Here is a 14,134-nt window from a genome sequence, read left to right as displayed (position 1 = left end):
CACGGCGGTGAATGTCGGATTCCGCCATCCAGCGGGCGCTGGAGCAGGCCTGAGCCGCAGCGGATGCGAGCTTTCCAGACGTCGAAACCGGACCGGGGACCGAGCCGGACGGAGCAAAACGGAGTGAACCGATGAGAAAGTGGCTGCCGCTGATCGCGGTCTGCCTGGGCGCCTTCATGCTGCTGGTGGACGTCACCGTGGTGACGGTCGCACTGCCGGACATGGCCTCCGGCCTGCACACCTCGTTCGCCGAGCTGCAGTGGGTGATGGACGGCTACGCGCTCGCGCTAGCGGCACTGCTGATGGGCGCCGGGTCGCTGGCCGACCTGGTGGGCCGGCGCAGGGTCTACGTCGCCGGGCTGGTGCTGTTCGCCGCGGCCTCGCTGGCCTGCGGGCTGGCCACCGGACCGGGGGCACTGATCGCCTTCCGGGCCGTTCAGGGGATCGGCGGCGCGGCGATGTTCGCCACCACCATGGCCCTGCTGAACAGCACCTACCACGGGCGCGACCGCGGGGTGGCGTTCGGCGTCTGGGGCGCGGTGAGCGGTGCCGCGGCGGCGACCGGACCGGTACTGGGCGGCCTGCTCACCCAGCACCTGGACTGGCGCTGGATCTTCTTCGTCAACCTGCCGGTCAGCGCGCTGGCGGTGCTGGTCACCCTGCGGTACGTCGGGGAGTCCCGCAACCCGCACGCGCGCGGCGTGGACCTGCCCGGCCTGCTGACCTTCACGGTGGCCGCCGGCGCGGTGACCTTCGCCCTGGTCCGTGGCGGCGACAACGGCTGGACCTCGGCCACCACGCTAGGCCTGCTCGCCCTCGGCGCGCTGGCGCTGGTCGCGTTCGTGCTGGTCGAGCGGCGCACCGCGCACCCGATGCTGGACCTCGCGCTGCTCCGCCGGCCGTCCTTCGCCGGGGTGCTGCTGGGCGGCCTGCTGCTGTCCGGCGCGGCCTTCTCGTACTTCGGCCTGACCTCGCTCTGGCTGCAGTCGGTGCGCGGGATGGGCCCGGTGACGGCCGGCCTGGCGCTGCTGCCGATGAGCGTGGCCTCCTGCCTGGTGTCGGCGGGGGCCGGGCGGCGGCTGCACTCGGTCTCCCCGCGCCTGACGATCGGGCTCGGCCTGCTGCTGATCGGCACCGGTGCGCTGCTGCAGGCGACGGTCGGGGCCGGCTCCAGCTGGCCGGTGCTGCTGCCCGGCCTGGCGGTCAGTGGCATCGGCGTCGGGGTGGCGGTGCCCGCGCTCTCCGCCACCGCGATGGCGGCGGTGCCGCCGGAGCGCGGCGGGATGGCGGCCGGAGCCGTCAACACCGCCCGCCAGCTGGGCAACGCGCTGGGCATCGCGCTGCTCGGGGTGGCCTTCCAGAACGGTCTGTCGGACGGGCTGCGCTCCCGGGGCGCGGCGGATCCGCGGCCGCTCGCGGACGCGCTGGCCGGCGGCCGGGCGGCCGCGGTGATCGACCGCTCGGCTCCCCAACTCCACGCCAGCATCCGGGCGTTGGTGGACGGGGCGTTCGCCGACGGGCTGCGCGCCAGCTACCTGCTGGCCGGTGCGCTGGGGATCGCGGGCGGCCTGCTCGTGCTGCTACTGGTCCGCAAGCCCGCCCCGGCGGTCGGGCACGCCGCGCCGGAACAGGCCGGGGCGGGCCGCGAACGGCCCGCCCCGGTCACTGGCTGACGAAGCGTCAGCCGTGCCACCGCACCGAGTGCAGGAAGTTGAGGTTGCCCTGCAGGGTGCCGACGTTGCCGGAGTTGCCGGCCACGCCGACGGAGTCGTTCTGGTTGCTGCCACCGCCGCCGGTGGCGGTCTGCTGACTGTGGTTGCCGTTGCCGGTCACGCTGCCGACCACGTTTCCGGAGCCCCAGTCGCTGACCACGCTGGCGTTGGAGCCGTTGCCGGCTCCGGCGCCGTCGTCGGCCTGGGCGCTGCCGATGCCGAGGAGCAGGAAGGCACCGAGGGCGGTGAGGGCGGTGAGGGCACGGGTACGGGACACGATGGTCTCCCTTGCGGAGGTACTTGCGAGTGGCGTCTGCGGGGTGGCCACCCCGGCTGCGCCGTTGCCTGACGTCGCGTGATCAGCATTCACCAGCCCACCGCCGCGGGGCCATGGATCGGCGGTCGATTCGCCCGATGGTGGGATTGTCCTGGGAAAGCCCGGCCCGGAGGTTTCAACGGGCGGCTGACCTGGGCAGGCTTGCCGCTTCGGAAAGCGCTGGTCGGCTGATGGTCGTACTGGCACACTGAGGCCTCATGTCTGTAGGTCACGAAGGTCAGGACCCCGACCGCGCGCCGGCGAACGGACCGGCGAACGACCCCGCCCCCGGGCGGTTGCGGACCACCGAGGTCGACCTCGGCGGCCTGGTGGGCGTCCTCGCCACGCACCTCTACTCCACCCCGCTGGTCGCGCTGCGCGAACTCGTGCAGAACGCCCACGACTCGCACACCCGGCGCCGGCTGGAGGACCCGGCCGGCGCCGCCGCGGCCACCCCGCTGATCCGGGTCCGGGGCGACGCGGCCGCCCGGACCGTCACCATCGAGGACACCGGCGCCGGCCTCACCGAACCGGAGATCCACGCCTACCTGGCCACCGTCGGCACCGGCTACACCCGGCTGCTGCGCGAGGTCACCGGCAGCGAGGAGCTGATCGGTGCCTTCGGCCTCGGTTTCCTCTCCGCCTTCTCGGTGGCCGACGAGGTCACCGTCACCACCACCTCGCACCGCGAGCCCACCCGCGGCCACCGCTACCGCAGCCGCGGCGGCGAGCAGTACCAGGTCGAGCCCACCGACCCGCGGCCGGTCCCGGGCACCGTGGTCGAGCTGGCCCTCAAGCCCGAACACGCGCACCTGGCCGACGAGCAGGCGCTGCGCGGGGTGCTCACCCGGTACTGCGTGCTGCTCGGCGTCCCGGTCCACGTCGGCGACGACGCCCGGCCGGTCAACGACGTCCCGGTGCCCTGGCGTGAGCGGCTCCCCGCCGAGCGCCGGCACGCCGCCCGGATGGCCTTCGCCACCGCCTTCGGCCGTCGCTTCGAGCCGCTCACCGCCTTCCCGTTCGGGCCCGTCGAGGGCTCCGACGCGGTCGGCCTGCTCTGGGTGCAGGACGGCGGCACGTACGGCAGCAGCGACAACCGTGACCTGGCCGTCTACCTGCGCGGCATGCTGCTCGCCGACGACGCCCGCGACCTGCTGCCCGGCTGGGCCGGGTTCGTCGGCGGCGTGGTCGAGTCCAACCGCCTCACCCCCACCGCCAGCCGCGAGGACCTCCAGCGCGACGAGCACTACCGCGCGCTCCAGCGGGCGCTGGCCGAGGCCGTCGTGGACGGCCTCTACGAGACCGCCCGGCTGCACCCCGCCGCCTGGCGCCGGATCCTCGCCCGGCACGGTCAGGACCTGCTCGGCGCGGCACTCTGCGACGAACGGCTCTTCACCCTGCTCGCCGACGACGTCCCGGTACCCACCTCGCAGGGCGACCTGACCGCGGGTGCGCTGCGGGCGGCCGGGAACGGCGCGGTGCACGTCGCGCTCGGCAGCGGCGGCGGCTTCGAGGAGATGCTCTACCGGGCGATGCGGGTTCCGATCGCCCGTGGTGACCGCTACGCCGTGCTGCCGTTCCTGCGCCGCTACGCCGAACTGCGCGGCTGCCGGCTGGTCGAGCTGGGCGGCGAGAGCGGCAACCGCGCGCTGTTCCGCGAGCCCGAGCGTCCGCTGCCCGCGGAGGAGACCGCCTGGCTGGCCGCCGCGCTGGCGGACCGGGAGGAGCTGCTGGTGCCGGCCCGGTTCGACCCGCCCGGCCTGCCACTGGTGCTGGTCCCGGACCGGGAGGCCGAGCTGAAGGCCCGGATCGAGGACGACCAGGCGGACGCCCGGATCCCGTCCGCCGCGCTGCGGCTGGCCCGGGCGTTCACCGCCCGGACCGAGGGCACGGTCAAGGCCCGGCTCTACCTGAACACCGGCTCGCCGGCCGTCCAGGACCTGCTCACCGCCTACCGCTCCGGGCACACCGGCAGCGCCACCGCCGCCGGGCTGCTCCGCTCGCTCAAGGTGATCATGGCGGCGGCGGCCGGCCCGACCGGCGGCGACCTGGCCGCCGCGCTGGCCGGGGTCGGTACGGCGGTGGCCGCGCTCACCGCGCCGGCCGTTCCCACCGGGGTGCTGCCGGCCGACCTGGCCGGGCTGTTCGGCACTGAGCCGTCCGACCCGCCGGAGTCAGCCGACCCGTCCGGCCCGCGGGGGGAGAGCGCGTGACCACCGACATCTGGGGCTGGGTGCACGACACGCACGAGCAGCTCCTCGACTCCGGCCAGTACCGGCTGGCCAACGCCCTGGCCGAGATCTCCGGCCACGCCGTGGACGGCCGCAACGAGCAGCTCGACGCGATGTTCCCCGAGGCGCTCGCCTCGGCCCGGGCGCTCGGGCTGGACTGGGTCGAGGTCTTCCTGCGGCACTGGCGGCTGCAGAACCTGCTGAACAAGCGTCACCAGGGTGAGCAGGCGATGGCCGAGGCGGTCTCGCTGCTGGAGTTCGCGCACCGCGAGGAGACCGCCGGCTGCCCGCAGTCGGTCTGCGCCGTCCAGGACTTCACCATCTGCCACGCCAACATCGACGGCCCCGGCTACGTCTCGGAGCGGCTCGCGGTGCTGGAGGAGACGCTGGAACGGGTCGAGCCGGCCCGCGCCTGCTTCGACTGCCTCTCCCGCGAGTACGCCGACACCCTGGAGGACGACGGGCGGGCCGAGGCCACGCTCGCCCATCTGGACCGGGCACAGACCCGGATCCAGGCGGCCGGCCAGCGGGTCTCGCTCGCCTTCGGGCACGGCCGGGCCTCCGCGCTCCACCGGCTCGGCCGCTACGAGGAGATGCTCGCCGCGCTGGACACCGCCGAGCAGGCCCACACCGCCACCGGGCGCCCGCTGGACGACGACGACCGGCGCAAGTTCGCGGTGAACCGGGCACGCGGGCTGGCCGCGCTCGGCCGCTGGGCGGAGGCGCTGGCGCAGCTGCCCCCGGCCGAGGAGGCGCAGGAGTACGCCGACCTGCGGCACCGTTGGGCGGACACGGTGGAGCGGTTGGCCGTCGCCGGTCACCACCCGAACGACGTCGAGCTCGGCGCCCGGCTGGCCGACTGGGTCTCGTACCTGGACGCCGCCGGCTCGCACCGCCCGTGCCTGGACCTGGCCCTGATCGCCGGCCGGCTCGCGGTCCGGCGCGGGGCGCGGACGGTCGCGCTGGCGCTGGTCGGCACCGCCGAGCGCAAGCTCGCCGTGCTGCGCCGGACGGACGGGGTGGCCGGGCCGCTCGCCGAACTGCGCGCCGCCGCCGAGGCGCTGCCGGTGGCCGCGCTGCCGGTGGCTCCGGGGGAGCTGCTGGACTGGTTCGCCACCCGCGCCGAAGCGGGCGGGGCCGAGGAGCCGGAAGCCGACCTCGACCTGCTCGCCGCCGGCTGGGCCGCGGTCGGCGAGCCGCCCGCCGGCGACCCGGCGCCCGCCACCGAGCTGTTGCTCAACCTGGCCGCCCTGCTGGCCGCGCTGGGCCAGGAACGGACCGGGGCCGAGCTGCTCTGGGCCCGGCTGGACGCCGACCCGGACCACCCCGACCTCCCCGTCGTGCTCGGGTCGGTGCTGATCGAGGCGCGCGACGCGGAGGGCGTCCGCCGGCTGGCCGAGCGGCTGGCCACGACCGCGCCGGGTCAGGCGTACTGGGTGCGGGCGCGCTGGGCGGAGGCCGAGGGCCGCTGGGCGGAGGCCGCCGAGCTGTGCGCGGCGCTGCTCGCGACGGACCCCGAGCGGCTCGCCCCGCGCCGGCTCGCCGCCCGGGCCGGCACCGAACTCGGCGACCATCCGGCGGCCCAGCGCCACTACCAGGAGCTGCTGGCCCGGGCCGCTGACGCGGACGTCGAGCAGGCCGACCTCTGGCACCTGGTGACCGCCGCCAGCGCCAACCGCGACTGGGCCGTGGTGCGGGAGGTGGCCGGCCGGCTCGGCTTCGCGTTCGACGGCTCCGAGGGTCCGATCGACGAGGAGCTGCAGCTGGTCACCGTCCGGGCCCGGCGCGACAACGGCTCCCCGGCGGACCTGCCCGCCGTCCGCACCGGGCCGGCCACCGCCCGGATCCTGCCGGTGCTGGGCGACGAGGTCCCGCTCAACCACCGCGACGTGGTGGTCTTCACACCGGCCCTGCTGGAGCCGCGCCCCGGCGAGGACGCGCCGGCCGAGGAACGGGAGGGTTGGCGGCCCACCTTCGAGCTGCTCACCCTGCTCGACCCGGCGGGCTACACCACCCACTGGATCGACGGCGGCTGGCCCGGCCCGGAACCCTGGGCCGAGCTGCGCGCGGCCCTCGAGACGGCGGGGTACGGGGTGTGGGCCTACAGCGGCAGCGAGTACCGGATCAGCGACCCGGCGGACGAGGACGGCTCGCTGCCCGGTCTCTACGCGGCCGTCGGAATCCCGCCGACCGCCTCCGCCGCCGACGCCGACGCCCTCCTCCACCGCCTGACCGCCCACTGGCCGCACCCGCTGGCCTGGCTCGACCTCGCCACCGCGGCCGGCGCCGACCCCACCCCCCACCAGCGGACCATCACCCGCTACGGCCTCTGACCGGCCCGCGCGTCCGCCGTTCTCCATCGACTTTGCCAATGCTTTACCATCGGGAGGAGCCCCCGAGACCCCCCGGAGTGCCCCCTCGTGAACAGCCTTGCCCTCGGCCCCGCCTGGCTCGATCCGACCGCCTTGATCACCGACTTCGGTCTGCTCGGCATCCTGGCGGTGGTCTTCGCCGAGTCCGGGCTGCTGATCGGCTTCTTCCTGCCCGGCGACTCGCTGCTCTTCACCACCGGCCTGCTGGTGGCGCACGGCCAGTTCGTCACGCAGCCGCTCTGGCTGGTCTGCCTGCTGGTGGTCGCCGCCGCGGTGGTCGGCGACCAGGCCGGCTACCTGTTCGGGCGGCGGGTCGGCCCGAGCCTGTTCGGCCGGCCCGACTCGCGGTTCTTCAGGCAGGAGAACGTCGAGAAGGCGGCGGCGTTCTTCGCGCGGCACGGGCCGAAGGCGCTGGTGCTGGCCCGGTTCGTGCCGATCGTGCGGACCTTCACGCCGATCGTCGCCGGGGTCAGTCGGATGAACTACCGCCGTTTCCTGGTCTGCAACGTGCTGGGCGGCGTGCTCTGGGGGGCCGGGGTGACCGTGCTCGGGTACTTCCTGGGCCAGGTGGCCTTCGTGCGGGACCACATCGACCTGATCCTGGTCGGCATCGTCCTGGTCTCGGCGCTGCCGGTCGCGATCGAGCTGTTGCGCGCCCGACTCCGCCCTTCGCGCGTCCAGGCAGCGCACCCCGAGCCCGCCCCCACGCGGCGCTGACAGACCGCCGCCACCAGGGGCGATGATCCCAAAGCTCATCAAACAGTCGTATCGTTCGCTCTTTGGACAATCCATTCGCTCAATGCCAGTGGCACCCCGTGCACGCGGGGTCGGCGTCGGGCAAGGTGGAAGTACAAACAGACGATCATGACGGTGGCGGCAGGCCATCAGGATGGCGAGGGGAGCGGCAGTGCCTAAGCGGGGCCGGCCGGGCAGCAGCAGGAATCTGCGCGGCGGGAGCAGGGGGAACGGACGGACCCGGGCGACGGACCCGGGGCGTGACGGGCGGCCGACGTCCGCCGAACCGGCACCCGTGGCAACGGGAGCAGCCACCCCGGCGCCCACCCCCGACGAGCCCGGCACCCCCGAGCGCGAGGCCCCGCCGACCGAGGGCCTGCTCGGCCACCCCCTCCCGCCCGCCGAGCGGACCCAGGAGATCCCGCTCGCCCCGCTCCCCGTGGAGACCCCCGGCCTGCTGGGCCACCCCGCCCCCGAGCCCACCGCCCCCGAGGGCGTCGGCGGTTCCTCCGAGGACACCGTCGCCCTGGAGGTCTGGCGGGCCGTCGGCTACCACCCGCCGGCCGACGTCGACGTCGACATCCCCACCCTGCGACCCGGCGCCCCCGGCGCGGCGCCCTGGCCGGACCGGATGCGCACCCTGCTGCGCACCCCGATGTCCGAGCGCCCGGCCTTCGAGCGCACCCCGCGCGAGGCCAAGGGTGAGGCCACCGCCCGCAACGTGCCGCGCATCCTCGACCTCAGCCTGCGGATCGGCGAGCTGCTGCTGGCCAGCGGTGAGAGCGCCGAGGACGTCGAGGCCGCCATGCTGGGCGTCACCCACGCCTACGGCCTGGACCGCTGCGAGCCGCAGGTCACCTTCACCCTGATCTCGATCTCCTACCAGCCCTCGCTGGTCGAGGCCCCGGTCACCGCCGCCCGGGTGGTCCGCCGCCGGACCTCCGACTACACCCGGCTGGCCGCCGTCCACCGCCTGGTCGCCGACATCACGGCCGAGCGGCTCACCGTCAACGACGCCTACCGCCGGCTCGCCGTGATCCGCCGCAACCGCCACCCGTACCCGGCCTGGCTGATCTCGCTGACCACCGGCCTGCTGGCCGGTGCGGCCACCTTCCTGGTCGGCGGCCGGATCGACGCCAAGGCCTGGCTGGTCTTCGCCAACGCCTTCGTCGCCGCGATCGTCGGTGACCGGCTGGCCTCGCTGGTGGCCCGGCGCGGGCTGCCGGAGTTCTACCAGTTCGTGGTCGCCGCGATGCCGGCCGCCGCCTTCGGCATCATCCTCTCGCTCAACGACCTCGGCCTGCGCGGCTCGATCGTGATCACCGGTGGCCTGTTCGCCCTGCTGCCCGGACGGGCCCTGGTGGCGGCCGTGCAGGACGGCCTGACCGGCTTCTACATCACCGCCGCCGCCCGGCTGCTCGAAGTGGTCTACCTGGTGGCCGGCATCGTGATCGGCGTGATGCTGATCCTCTACGCCGGGGTCAGCTACGACGCCAACCTCAAACCGGCCGAGACCATGAGCGGGGCCAACAACCCACCGGTCCAACTGGTCGCCGCGATGCTGCTCACGCTGGCCTTCGCGATGCTGCTGCAGACCGACCGGCGCACCCTCGCGCTGGTCACCTTCAACAGCGGGATCGGCTGGACGACGTACGGCGTGCTGGTCTACAACGCCCACGTCTCGGCGATCGTGGCCACCGGGATGGCGGCCGGCCTGGTCGGTCTCTTCGGACAGCTGATGGCCCGTTACCGGAACGCCTCGGCGCTGCCGCTGGTGACCGCCGCGCTCGGCCCGCTGATGCCCGGTTCCGCGCTCTACCTGGGGATGCTCTCGTTCGCCCAGTCGCACTCCTCGGCCGGGCTGGTCTCGGTCAGCCGGGCCGCCGCGCTGGCCATGGCGCTGGCGATCGGGGTGAACCTGGGAGGCGAGGTGGCCCGGCTCTTCCTGAAGGTGCCCGGCCCCGGCGCGGAGCACCGGCTGGTGCCGTACTTCAGCGTGCCGCGCCGGGCGGCGAAGCGCACCCGGGGGTTCTGATCGGCCGTTAGTACCACGGGCCCCGGCGCGCCACCGCCGGCGTGCCCGACCCGAGCCCGAGGACGAAGGACGTCGACCCGAGAAAGACCCGCTCATGCAGATCGCCGGCCTGGTGAACGGCTACCACGAGCACATCGTGGCGGCGCACAAGCAGCCGCTCTTCCTGCTGCTGGTCGGCTTCATCAGCTCCTTCGTGTTCATCCGGTTCAGCGTGCGGATGATCCGGGCCCAGGTCCGCTGGTGGCCGGGGAACATCACGCCGGGCGGGCTGCACATCCACCACATGGTCTTCGGGGTCGGCTGCCTGCTGGTGGCCGGGATCGGGGTCTTCGCGACCAGCGGCGGCCACCCGTGGATCGACTGGTTCGGGCTGCTCTTCGGGATCGGCTGCGGCCTGGTGCTGGACGAGTTCGCGCTGATCCTGCATCTGGAGGACGTCTACTGGAGCGAGCAGGGCCGCAAGTCGGTGGACGCGGTGATCCTCGGGATCCTGCTGACGGCGCTGCTGCTCACCGGCTACGTCCCGCTGGGCGTGGTCCCGGGGGAGGACACCCGGTGGGGGCTGGTCGCGGTGATCTCGGTGAACGCGCTGATGTCGCTGGTCGCGCTCTTCAAGGGCAAGGTGTGGACCGGACTGCTGGGCATCATGGTGCCGGGCCTGTCCTGGATCGGCGCGGTCCGGCTGGCCCGTCCGTCCAGTCCCTGGGCGCGCTGGCGCTACGCGGGCCGGCCGCGCCGCCGGGCCCGGGCGCAGCGCCGCGAACGGCTGCTGCACCGGCGCGCGGACCGGGCCCGGACCTGGGTCTTCGACCTGATCGCGGGCGCGCCGGACAAGGTTCCGGCCCACCACGCGGCGACCCACCGGGTGGCCGAGCAGCTGGCCGCCCGGGCCGCCGCGCACCTGGAGACGCGCAGCACCCGGACCGCCGAACGCGCCGCCGTCCAGCGCCGCCGCACCGTCCAGGCCGGCCGGACCCGTTCGTACCGCACCCGCACCCGCGCCGCCCGCCGCAGGCCCTGACCGCGCTGCTTCGAGCCGCTCCGATCCCTCACCCACCTGGCGGATGCGAGGTTAGCGCTGACGATTCGTCATGTTTGAGACTATGACAATAAGTGACCACATAGTCACCTGATGGGATCTATGACCGATCGTCGCACGGGGAGGCCCCTCTCGTGATCCGCAGGCTGCTGCCCACCCTGCTGCTGGCCCTCGCCGTCGCGGCGAGCCCGCTGCCCGCCCCGGCCGGCGCGCTCGCGGCACCGCGCCCGGTCACCCACGGTGGCCAGCGGACCGCCGCGCCGGCGGACGACCCGCCCTCCCCGACGACCGACGCGATCTCCCGGGCACAGGCCGAGGCGGACCACGCGGCGACGGCGGAGTCGGCGATCGAGGCCCAGCTCACCGGTGCCCGGACCGAGCTGGACCAGGCCGGCCGGATCGCCGAGCAGGCCGTCGAGGCCTACGACGGTGCCCGGGTGCGGCTCGACAAGGCACAGGCCACGGCGCTCGAAGCCACCGCGCACGGCTCGGCCGCGGAGGCCGCCCGGGCCGCGGCGGCCGAGGACGCCGCCCGGCTCGCCGCCGCCATGTACCGCTCGGGCGGCGTTCCGGAGCTGTCCGCGATCAACGCCCTGCTGGGCACCCCCGGACCGCAGGCCGCGGGCGTGCAGGCCGAGGCGGTCGGCCAGGCGGGCAACAGCACCCGGCAGATCCTGGACGCCGCCACCTCCAGCGCGGCCGCCGCCGCCGAGGCCGGCCGCGCCGCCCGGTCCGCCGCCGCGGAGGCCACCCGGGCCGCCGACGCCGTCGAGCACACCAAGGCCGAGGCGCAGGCACGGGTCACCGCACAGCAGGCACGGGTCACCGCGCTGGCCGGGCGGCGCGAGGGCCTGCTCGCCGCGCTGGCCCAGGCCCGGCACACCACCGTCGAGTTGGCCCGCCAGCGGCAGGAGGCGTCGGAGGCGCTCGCCGCCCGGCAGGCCGAGAAGGCGGCCAAGGCCACCGCCGCCGCGGCGGTCGCGCGCCCCGCCGCCCCGCCCGCCCCCGCCGTCACCGACGACGACCGGCCCCGCAACGGCGCCGCCTGGACCGAGCGGGGCGCCCGGGCCGCCATCGCCTTCGCCCGCTCCAAGCTCGGCCTGCCGTACGTCTGGGGTGGCGAGGGTCCGCGCGGCTACGACTGCTCCGGCCTGACCATGCTGGCCTGGGCGCAGGGCGGCAAGCACCTCACCCACTTCGCCGCCGACCAGTACGCCGAGTCCACCCCGGTGGCCTACCGCGACCTGCGCCCCGGCGACCTGGTCTTCTGGAGCCACACCGGCAAGGCCGCCGACATCCACCACGTGGCCGTCTACGTCGGCGACGACCAGATCATCGAGGCCCCGCACACCGGCGCCGTGATCAAGCAGGCCAGCCTCTGGATCATGGGGCCGCCCGACTTCTACGCCCGCCCCTGACCGCCGAACGGTGAAGTCCGCGGCCTCGCGGCAACCGAGGAGGCCGCCGGGACGATCCCCGTCCCCGCCCCGGCCGGCGAGCACCCGCGCCCGCCGGAGAAATTCGGCTGCCTGTTCCGTCCGTCCGCATTACGGTGGCGCGATGAGCAGCGTGACATCGGTGGAGCAGGACGCGGGCGAGGCGGACGGCATCGAGATCCGTGTCGTCGGCGAGGACGAACTGGCGGCATGGGGCGCGGCGGTGAGCGTCGGGTTCCTGCGGGCCGGGCTGCCGGACGCGCCCGAGTTCCGCCGGCTGAGGCAGTTTCCGGAGCGTACCGTCGGTGCCTTCGACGGTGAGCGCATCGTCGGCACCTTCCGCAGTTTTCCCACCGAGCTGACGCTGCCCGGCGGGGCGCTGCTCCCGGTCTCCGCGATCACCGGGGTGACCGTCCACCCGACCCACCGTCGGCGTGGCCTGCTGACCCGGATGATGACCCGTGAGCTGGCCGCCGCGCGCGACCGCGGTGAGGCGGTGGCGATCCTGATCGCCGCCGAGTACGGGATCTACGGCCGCTTCGGCTTCGGCCCGGCGACCCGTCACCACGGCTGGCGCGTCGACCTGAGCCGGACCCGTGGCCTGCGTCCGGGCCTGCCGACCGTGCCCGGCGGGCGGCTCGACCTGATCGACATGGCCGAGCTGGGCAAGCTCGGCCCCGAGCTGCACGAGCGCTGGCGGCGCGGTCGGCCGGGCGCGATAGCCCGCGACGCCGCTTTCTGGAAGCCGCTCACCGGCGAGATGACCATGCCCGGCCGGGAGTGGAAGGAGCCGTTCGCGGTGGTCCACCGGGACGCCGCCGGCACGGTCACCGGGCTCGCGGTCTACCGGGTGGACGACAACTGGGCCGGCCCCGTCCCGGACAACACCCTCACCGTGCGGGACTTCCTCGCGCTCGATCCGCCGACCGAGGTCGCGCTCTGGCGCTACCTGCTCTCGGTCGACTGGGTGCGTCACGTGACCGTGCCCAACATCGCCCCCGACGACCCGTTGCCCCTCCTGCTGGCCGACCCCCGGGCCGCCAGGCCGTACGAGGACGACTGCGACTTCGTGTGGCTGCGCGTGCTGGACGTCCCGGCGGCCTTCGGGGCCCGGACGTACGGCGCCCCGGGCCGGGTGGTGCTGGACGTCGCCGACCCGGACGGCCACGCGGCCGGCCGCTGGGCGCTGGAGGTGGATCCGACCGGCACCGGACGGGTCACCAGGACGGACGACCCCGCGGACCTCGCGTTGGGCGCGGCCGAACTCGGCAGGCTCTACCTCGGCGCCGAGACGGCCCCGCGGCTCGCCGCGGCCGCGCTGGTCACCGAGCTGCGCCGGGGGGCGGCACAGGCACTCGACCTGCTGCTGCGCACGCCGCTCAGGGCGTGGAACCCGGACGGCTTCTGAACCCCGCCGCCCCTTCTGCCGCCGCCGCTGCCCCTGTCGCCTCCGCCGCTGCCCCTGTCGCCTCCGCCTCCGCCTCCGCCGGTGCGCCGGTCCGGGAACGTCCGATGGTCGGCAGGACGAAGTCCTGGACGAGCCCCTTGGCGTCCCGCACCAGCGGGCGGAAGACCCGGTAGCGCGAGAGGGTGACCAGCTTCGCGACCAGCGGGGTGCAGCGGTGCACGAAGGCCCGGGTCCGCTCGGTGTCCTCGGTGCGGTCGAACACCCAGTAGAGCACGACGACCATCAGGTGCAGCCAGAGCAGGTCGGGCAGCAGCTCGGCCAGCTCGGCGTCGAGCTTGGGCGCCAGCTCCGAGTCCTCCAACACCTCGCGGAAGAGCCGCACGGCGGTCGCCCGCGCCGGGTGCGACTCGTCGGAGAAGGGGCTCAGCGGACTGTTCGGGTCGGCCGCGGTCCGGAAGAACTGCGCGGCGAACTCGTGGTACGGCGCCGCGCAGTCGACCCAGGAGGTCAGTGCGATCCGCAGGCGTCCGGCGAAGTCCCGCGTCCCGGCCATCCGGGCCCGGGCGTCGGCCGCGTGCTCGTACGTCATCCGGTCGTAGAACCCCTGGATCAGGTACTCCTTCGACGCGAAGTAGTAGTACGCGTTGCCCACCGAGACGCCGGCCTCGCCGGCGATCGCGCGCATCGTCGTCCTGTCGTACCCGCGCTCCCGGAACAGCCGCATCGCGGTCTCCAGGATGAGCGCACGGGTCTGCTCGCTCTTCTCCGTCTTCGGCCGGGCCCGGGTGCCCGCCGTCGTACCCACGCCGTAGTCCGGTGCCGCCCTGTCGTCCACGAGGGTCGAGCCTAG

10 protein-coding genes are annotated in these 14,134 nt (G+C 74.7%); 8 read left to right on the top strand and 2 right to left on the bottom strand.

The genetic code is table 11. The annotated features are described in order from the left end of the window. The first annotated feature begins 131 nt into the window (after positions 1 to 131). On the top strand, positions 132 to 1,673 hold the full coding sequence (locus ACIGXM_RS02370) for an MFS transporter (RefSeq protein WP_396555953.1): 1,542 nt from the start codon (positions 132 to 134) through the stop codon (positions 1,671 to 1,673). Between the two features lie 7 nt (positions 1,674 to 1,680). On the opposite strand, the gene ACIGXM_RS02365 is transcribed toward ACIGXM_RS02370, so the two are convergent. Beyond that, positions 1,681 to 1,989: a hypothetical protein gene (locus tag ACIGXM_RS02365; protein ID WP_396555951.1), complete on the bottom strand. Its 309-nt coding sequence runs from the start codon at positions 1,987 to 1,989 to the stop codon at positions 1,681 to 1,683. A 257-nt stretch (positions 1,990 to 2,246) separates the two neighbouring features. Between ACIGXM_RS02365 and ACIGXM_RS02360 the strand changes: the two genes are divergently transcribed. The 7 genes from ACIGXM_RS02360 to ACIGXM_RS02330 all read left to right on the top strand — a co-directional run bounded on the left by ACIGXM_RS02360 (position 2,247) and on the right by ACIGXM_RS02330 (position 13,284). Continuing rightward, entirely contained in the window at positions 2,247 to 4,241 is a 1,995-nt protein-coding gene (locus ACIGXM_RS02360; protein ID WP_396555949.1) for an ATP-binding protein, read from the top strand. Then, positions 4,238 to 6,592 (top strand): hypothetical protein, encoded by a 2,355-nt coding sequence (locus ACIGXM_RS02355; protein ID WP_396555947.1) that lies wholly within the window; start codon positions 4,238 to 4,240, stop codon positions 6,590 to 6,592. Before ACIGXM_RS02360 ends, ACIGXM_RS02355 begins: the two co-directional genes overlap by 4 nt. Positions 6,593 to 6,679: 87 nt before the next feature. Beyond that, positions 6,680 to 7,348: a DedA family protein gene (locus ACIGXM_RS02350; protein WP_396555945.1), complete on the top strand. Its 669-nt coding sequence runs from the start codon at positions 6,680 to 6,682 to the stop codon at positions 7,346 to 7,348. Positions 7,349 to 7,661: 313 nt separating this feature from the next. Beyond that, the gene (locus tag ACIGXM_RS02345) at positions 7,662 to 9,401 is read left to right on the top strand and encodes a threonine/serine exporter family protein (protein ID WP_396555943.1); all 1,740 of its coding nucleotides are present in this window, start codon (positions 7,662 to 7,664) and stop codon (positions 9,399 to 9,401) included. A gap of 94 nt (positions 9,402 to 9,495) precedes the next feature. Then, entirely contained in the window at positions 9,496 to 10,422 is a 927-nt protein-coding gene (locus ACIGXM_RS02340; protein WP_396555941.1) for a hypothetical protein, read from the top strand. A 152-nt stretch (positions 10,423 to 10,574) separates the two neighbouring features. Then, positions 10,575 to 11,858 (top strand): C40 family peptidase, encoded by a 1,284-nt coding sequence (locus tag ACIGXM_RS02335; RefSeq protein WP_396555940.1) that lies wholly within the window; start codon positions 10,575 to 10,577, stop codon positions 11,856 to 11,858. Positions 11,859 to 12,000: 142 nt separating this feature from the next. Then, entirely contained in the window at positions 12,001 to 13,284 is a 1,284-nt protein-coding gene (locus ACIGXM_RS02330; RefSeq protein WP_396555938.1) for a GNAT family N-acetyltransferase, read from the top strand. Here ACIGXM_RS02330 and ACIGXM_RS02325 read toward each other — a convergent pair. Then, entirely contained in the window at positions 13,256 to 14,119 is an 864-nt protein-coding gene (locus ACIGXM_RS02325; protein ID WP_396555936.1) for a TetR family transcriptional regulator, read from the bottom strand. The genes ACIGXM_RS02330 and ACIGXM_RS02325 overlap by 29 nt on opposite strands. Between the last annotated feature and the right edge of the window lie 15 nt (positions 14,120 to 14,134).

Source organism: Kitasatospora sp. NPDC052896 (assembly GCF_044547075.1).
Lineage (GTDB): Bacteria > Actinomycetota > Actinomycetes > Streptomycetales > Streptomycetaceae > Kitasatospora.
The sequence above is the reverse complement of the archived record's forward strand: the minus strand, read 5'-3'. Positions and strand labels throughout refer to the sequence as shown.

Excerpts from the sequence above, each read along its gene's own strand:
- ACIGXM_RS02370 (WP_396555953.1), top strand. The coding sequence starts at position 132 with ATGAGAAAGTGGCTGCCGCTGATCGCGGTCTGCCTGGGCGCCTTCATG.
- ACIGXM_RS02360 (WP_396555949.1), top strand. The coding sequence starts at position 2,247 with ATGTCTGTAGGTCACGAAGGTCAGGACCCCGACCGCGCGCCGGCGAAC.
- ACIGXM_RS02340 (WP_396555941.1), top strand. The coding sequence starts at position 9,496 with ATGCAGATCGCCGGCCTGGTGAACGGCTACCACGAGCACATCGTGGCG.
- ACIGXM_RS02330 (WP_396555938.1), top strand. The coding sequence starts at position 12,001 with ATGAGCAGCGTGACATCGGTGGAGCAGGACGCGGGCGAGGCGGACGGC.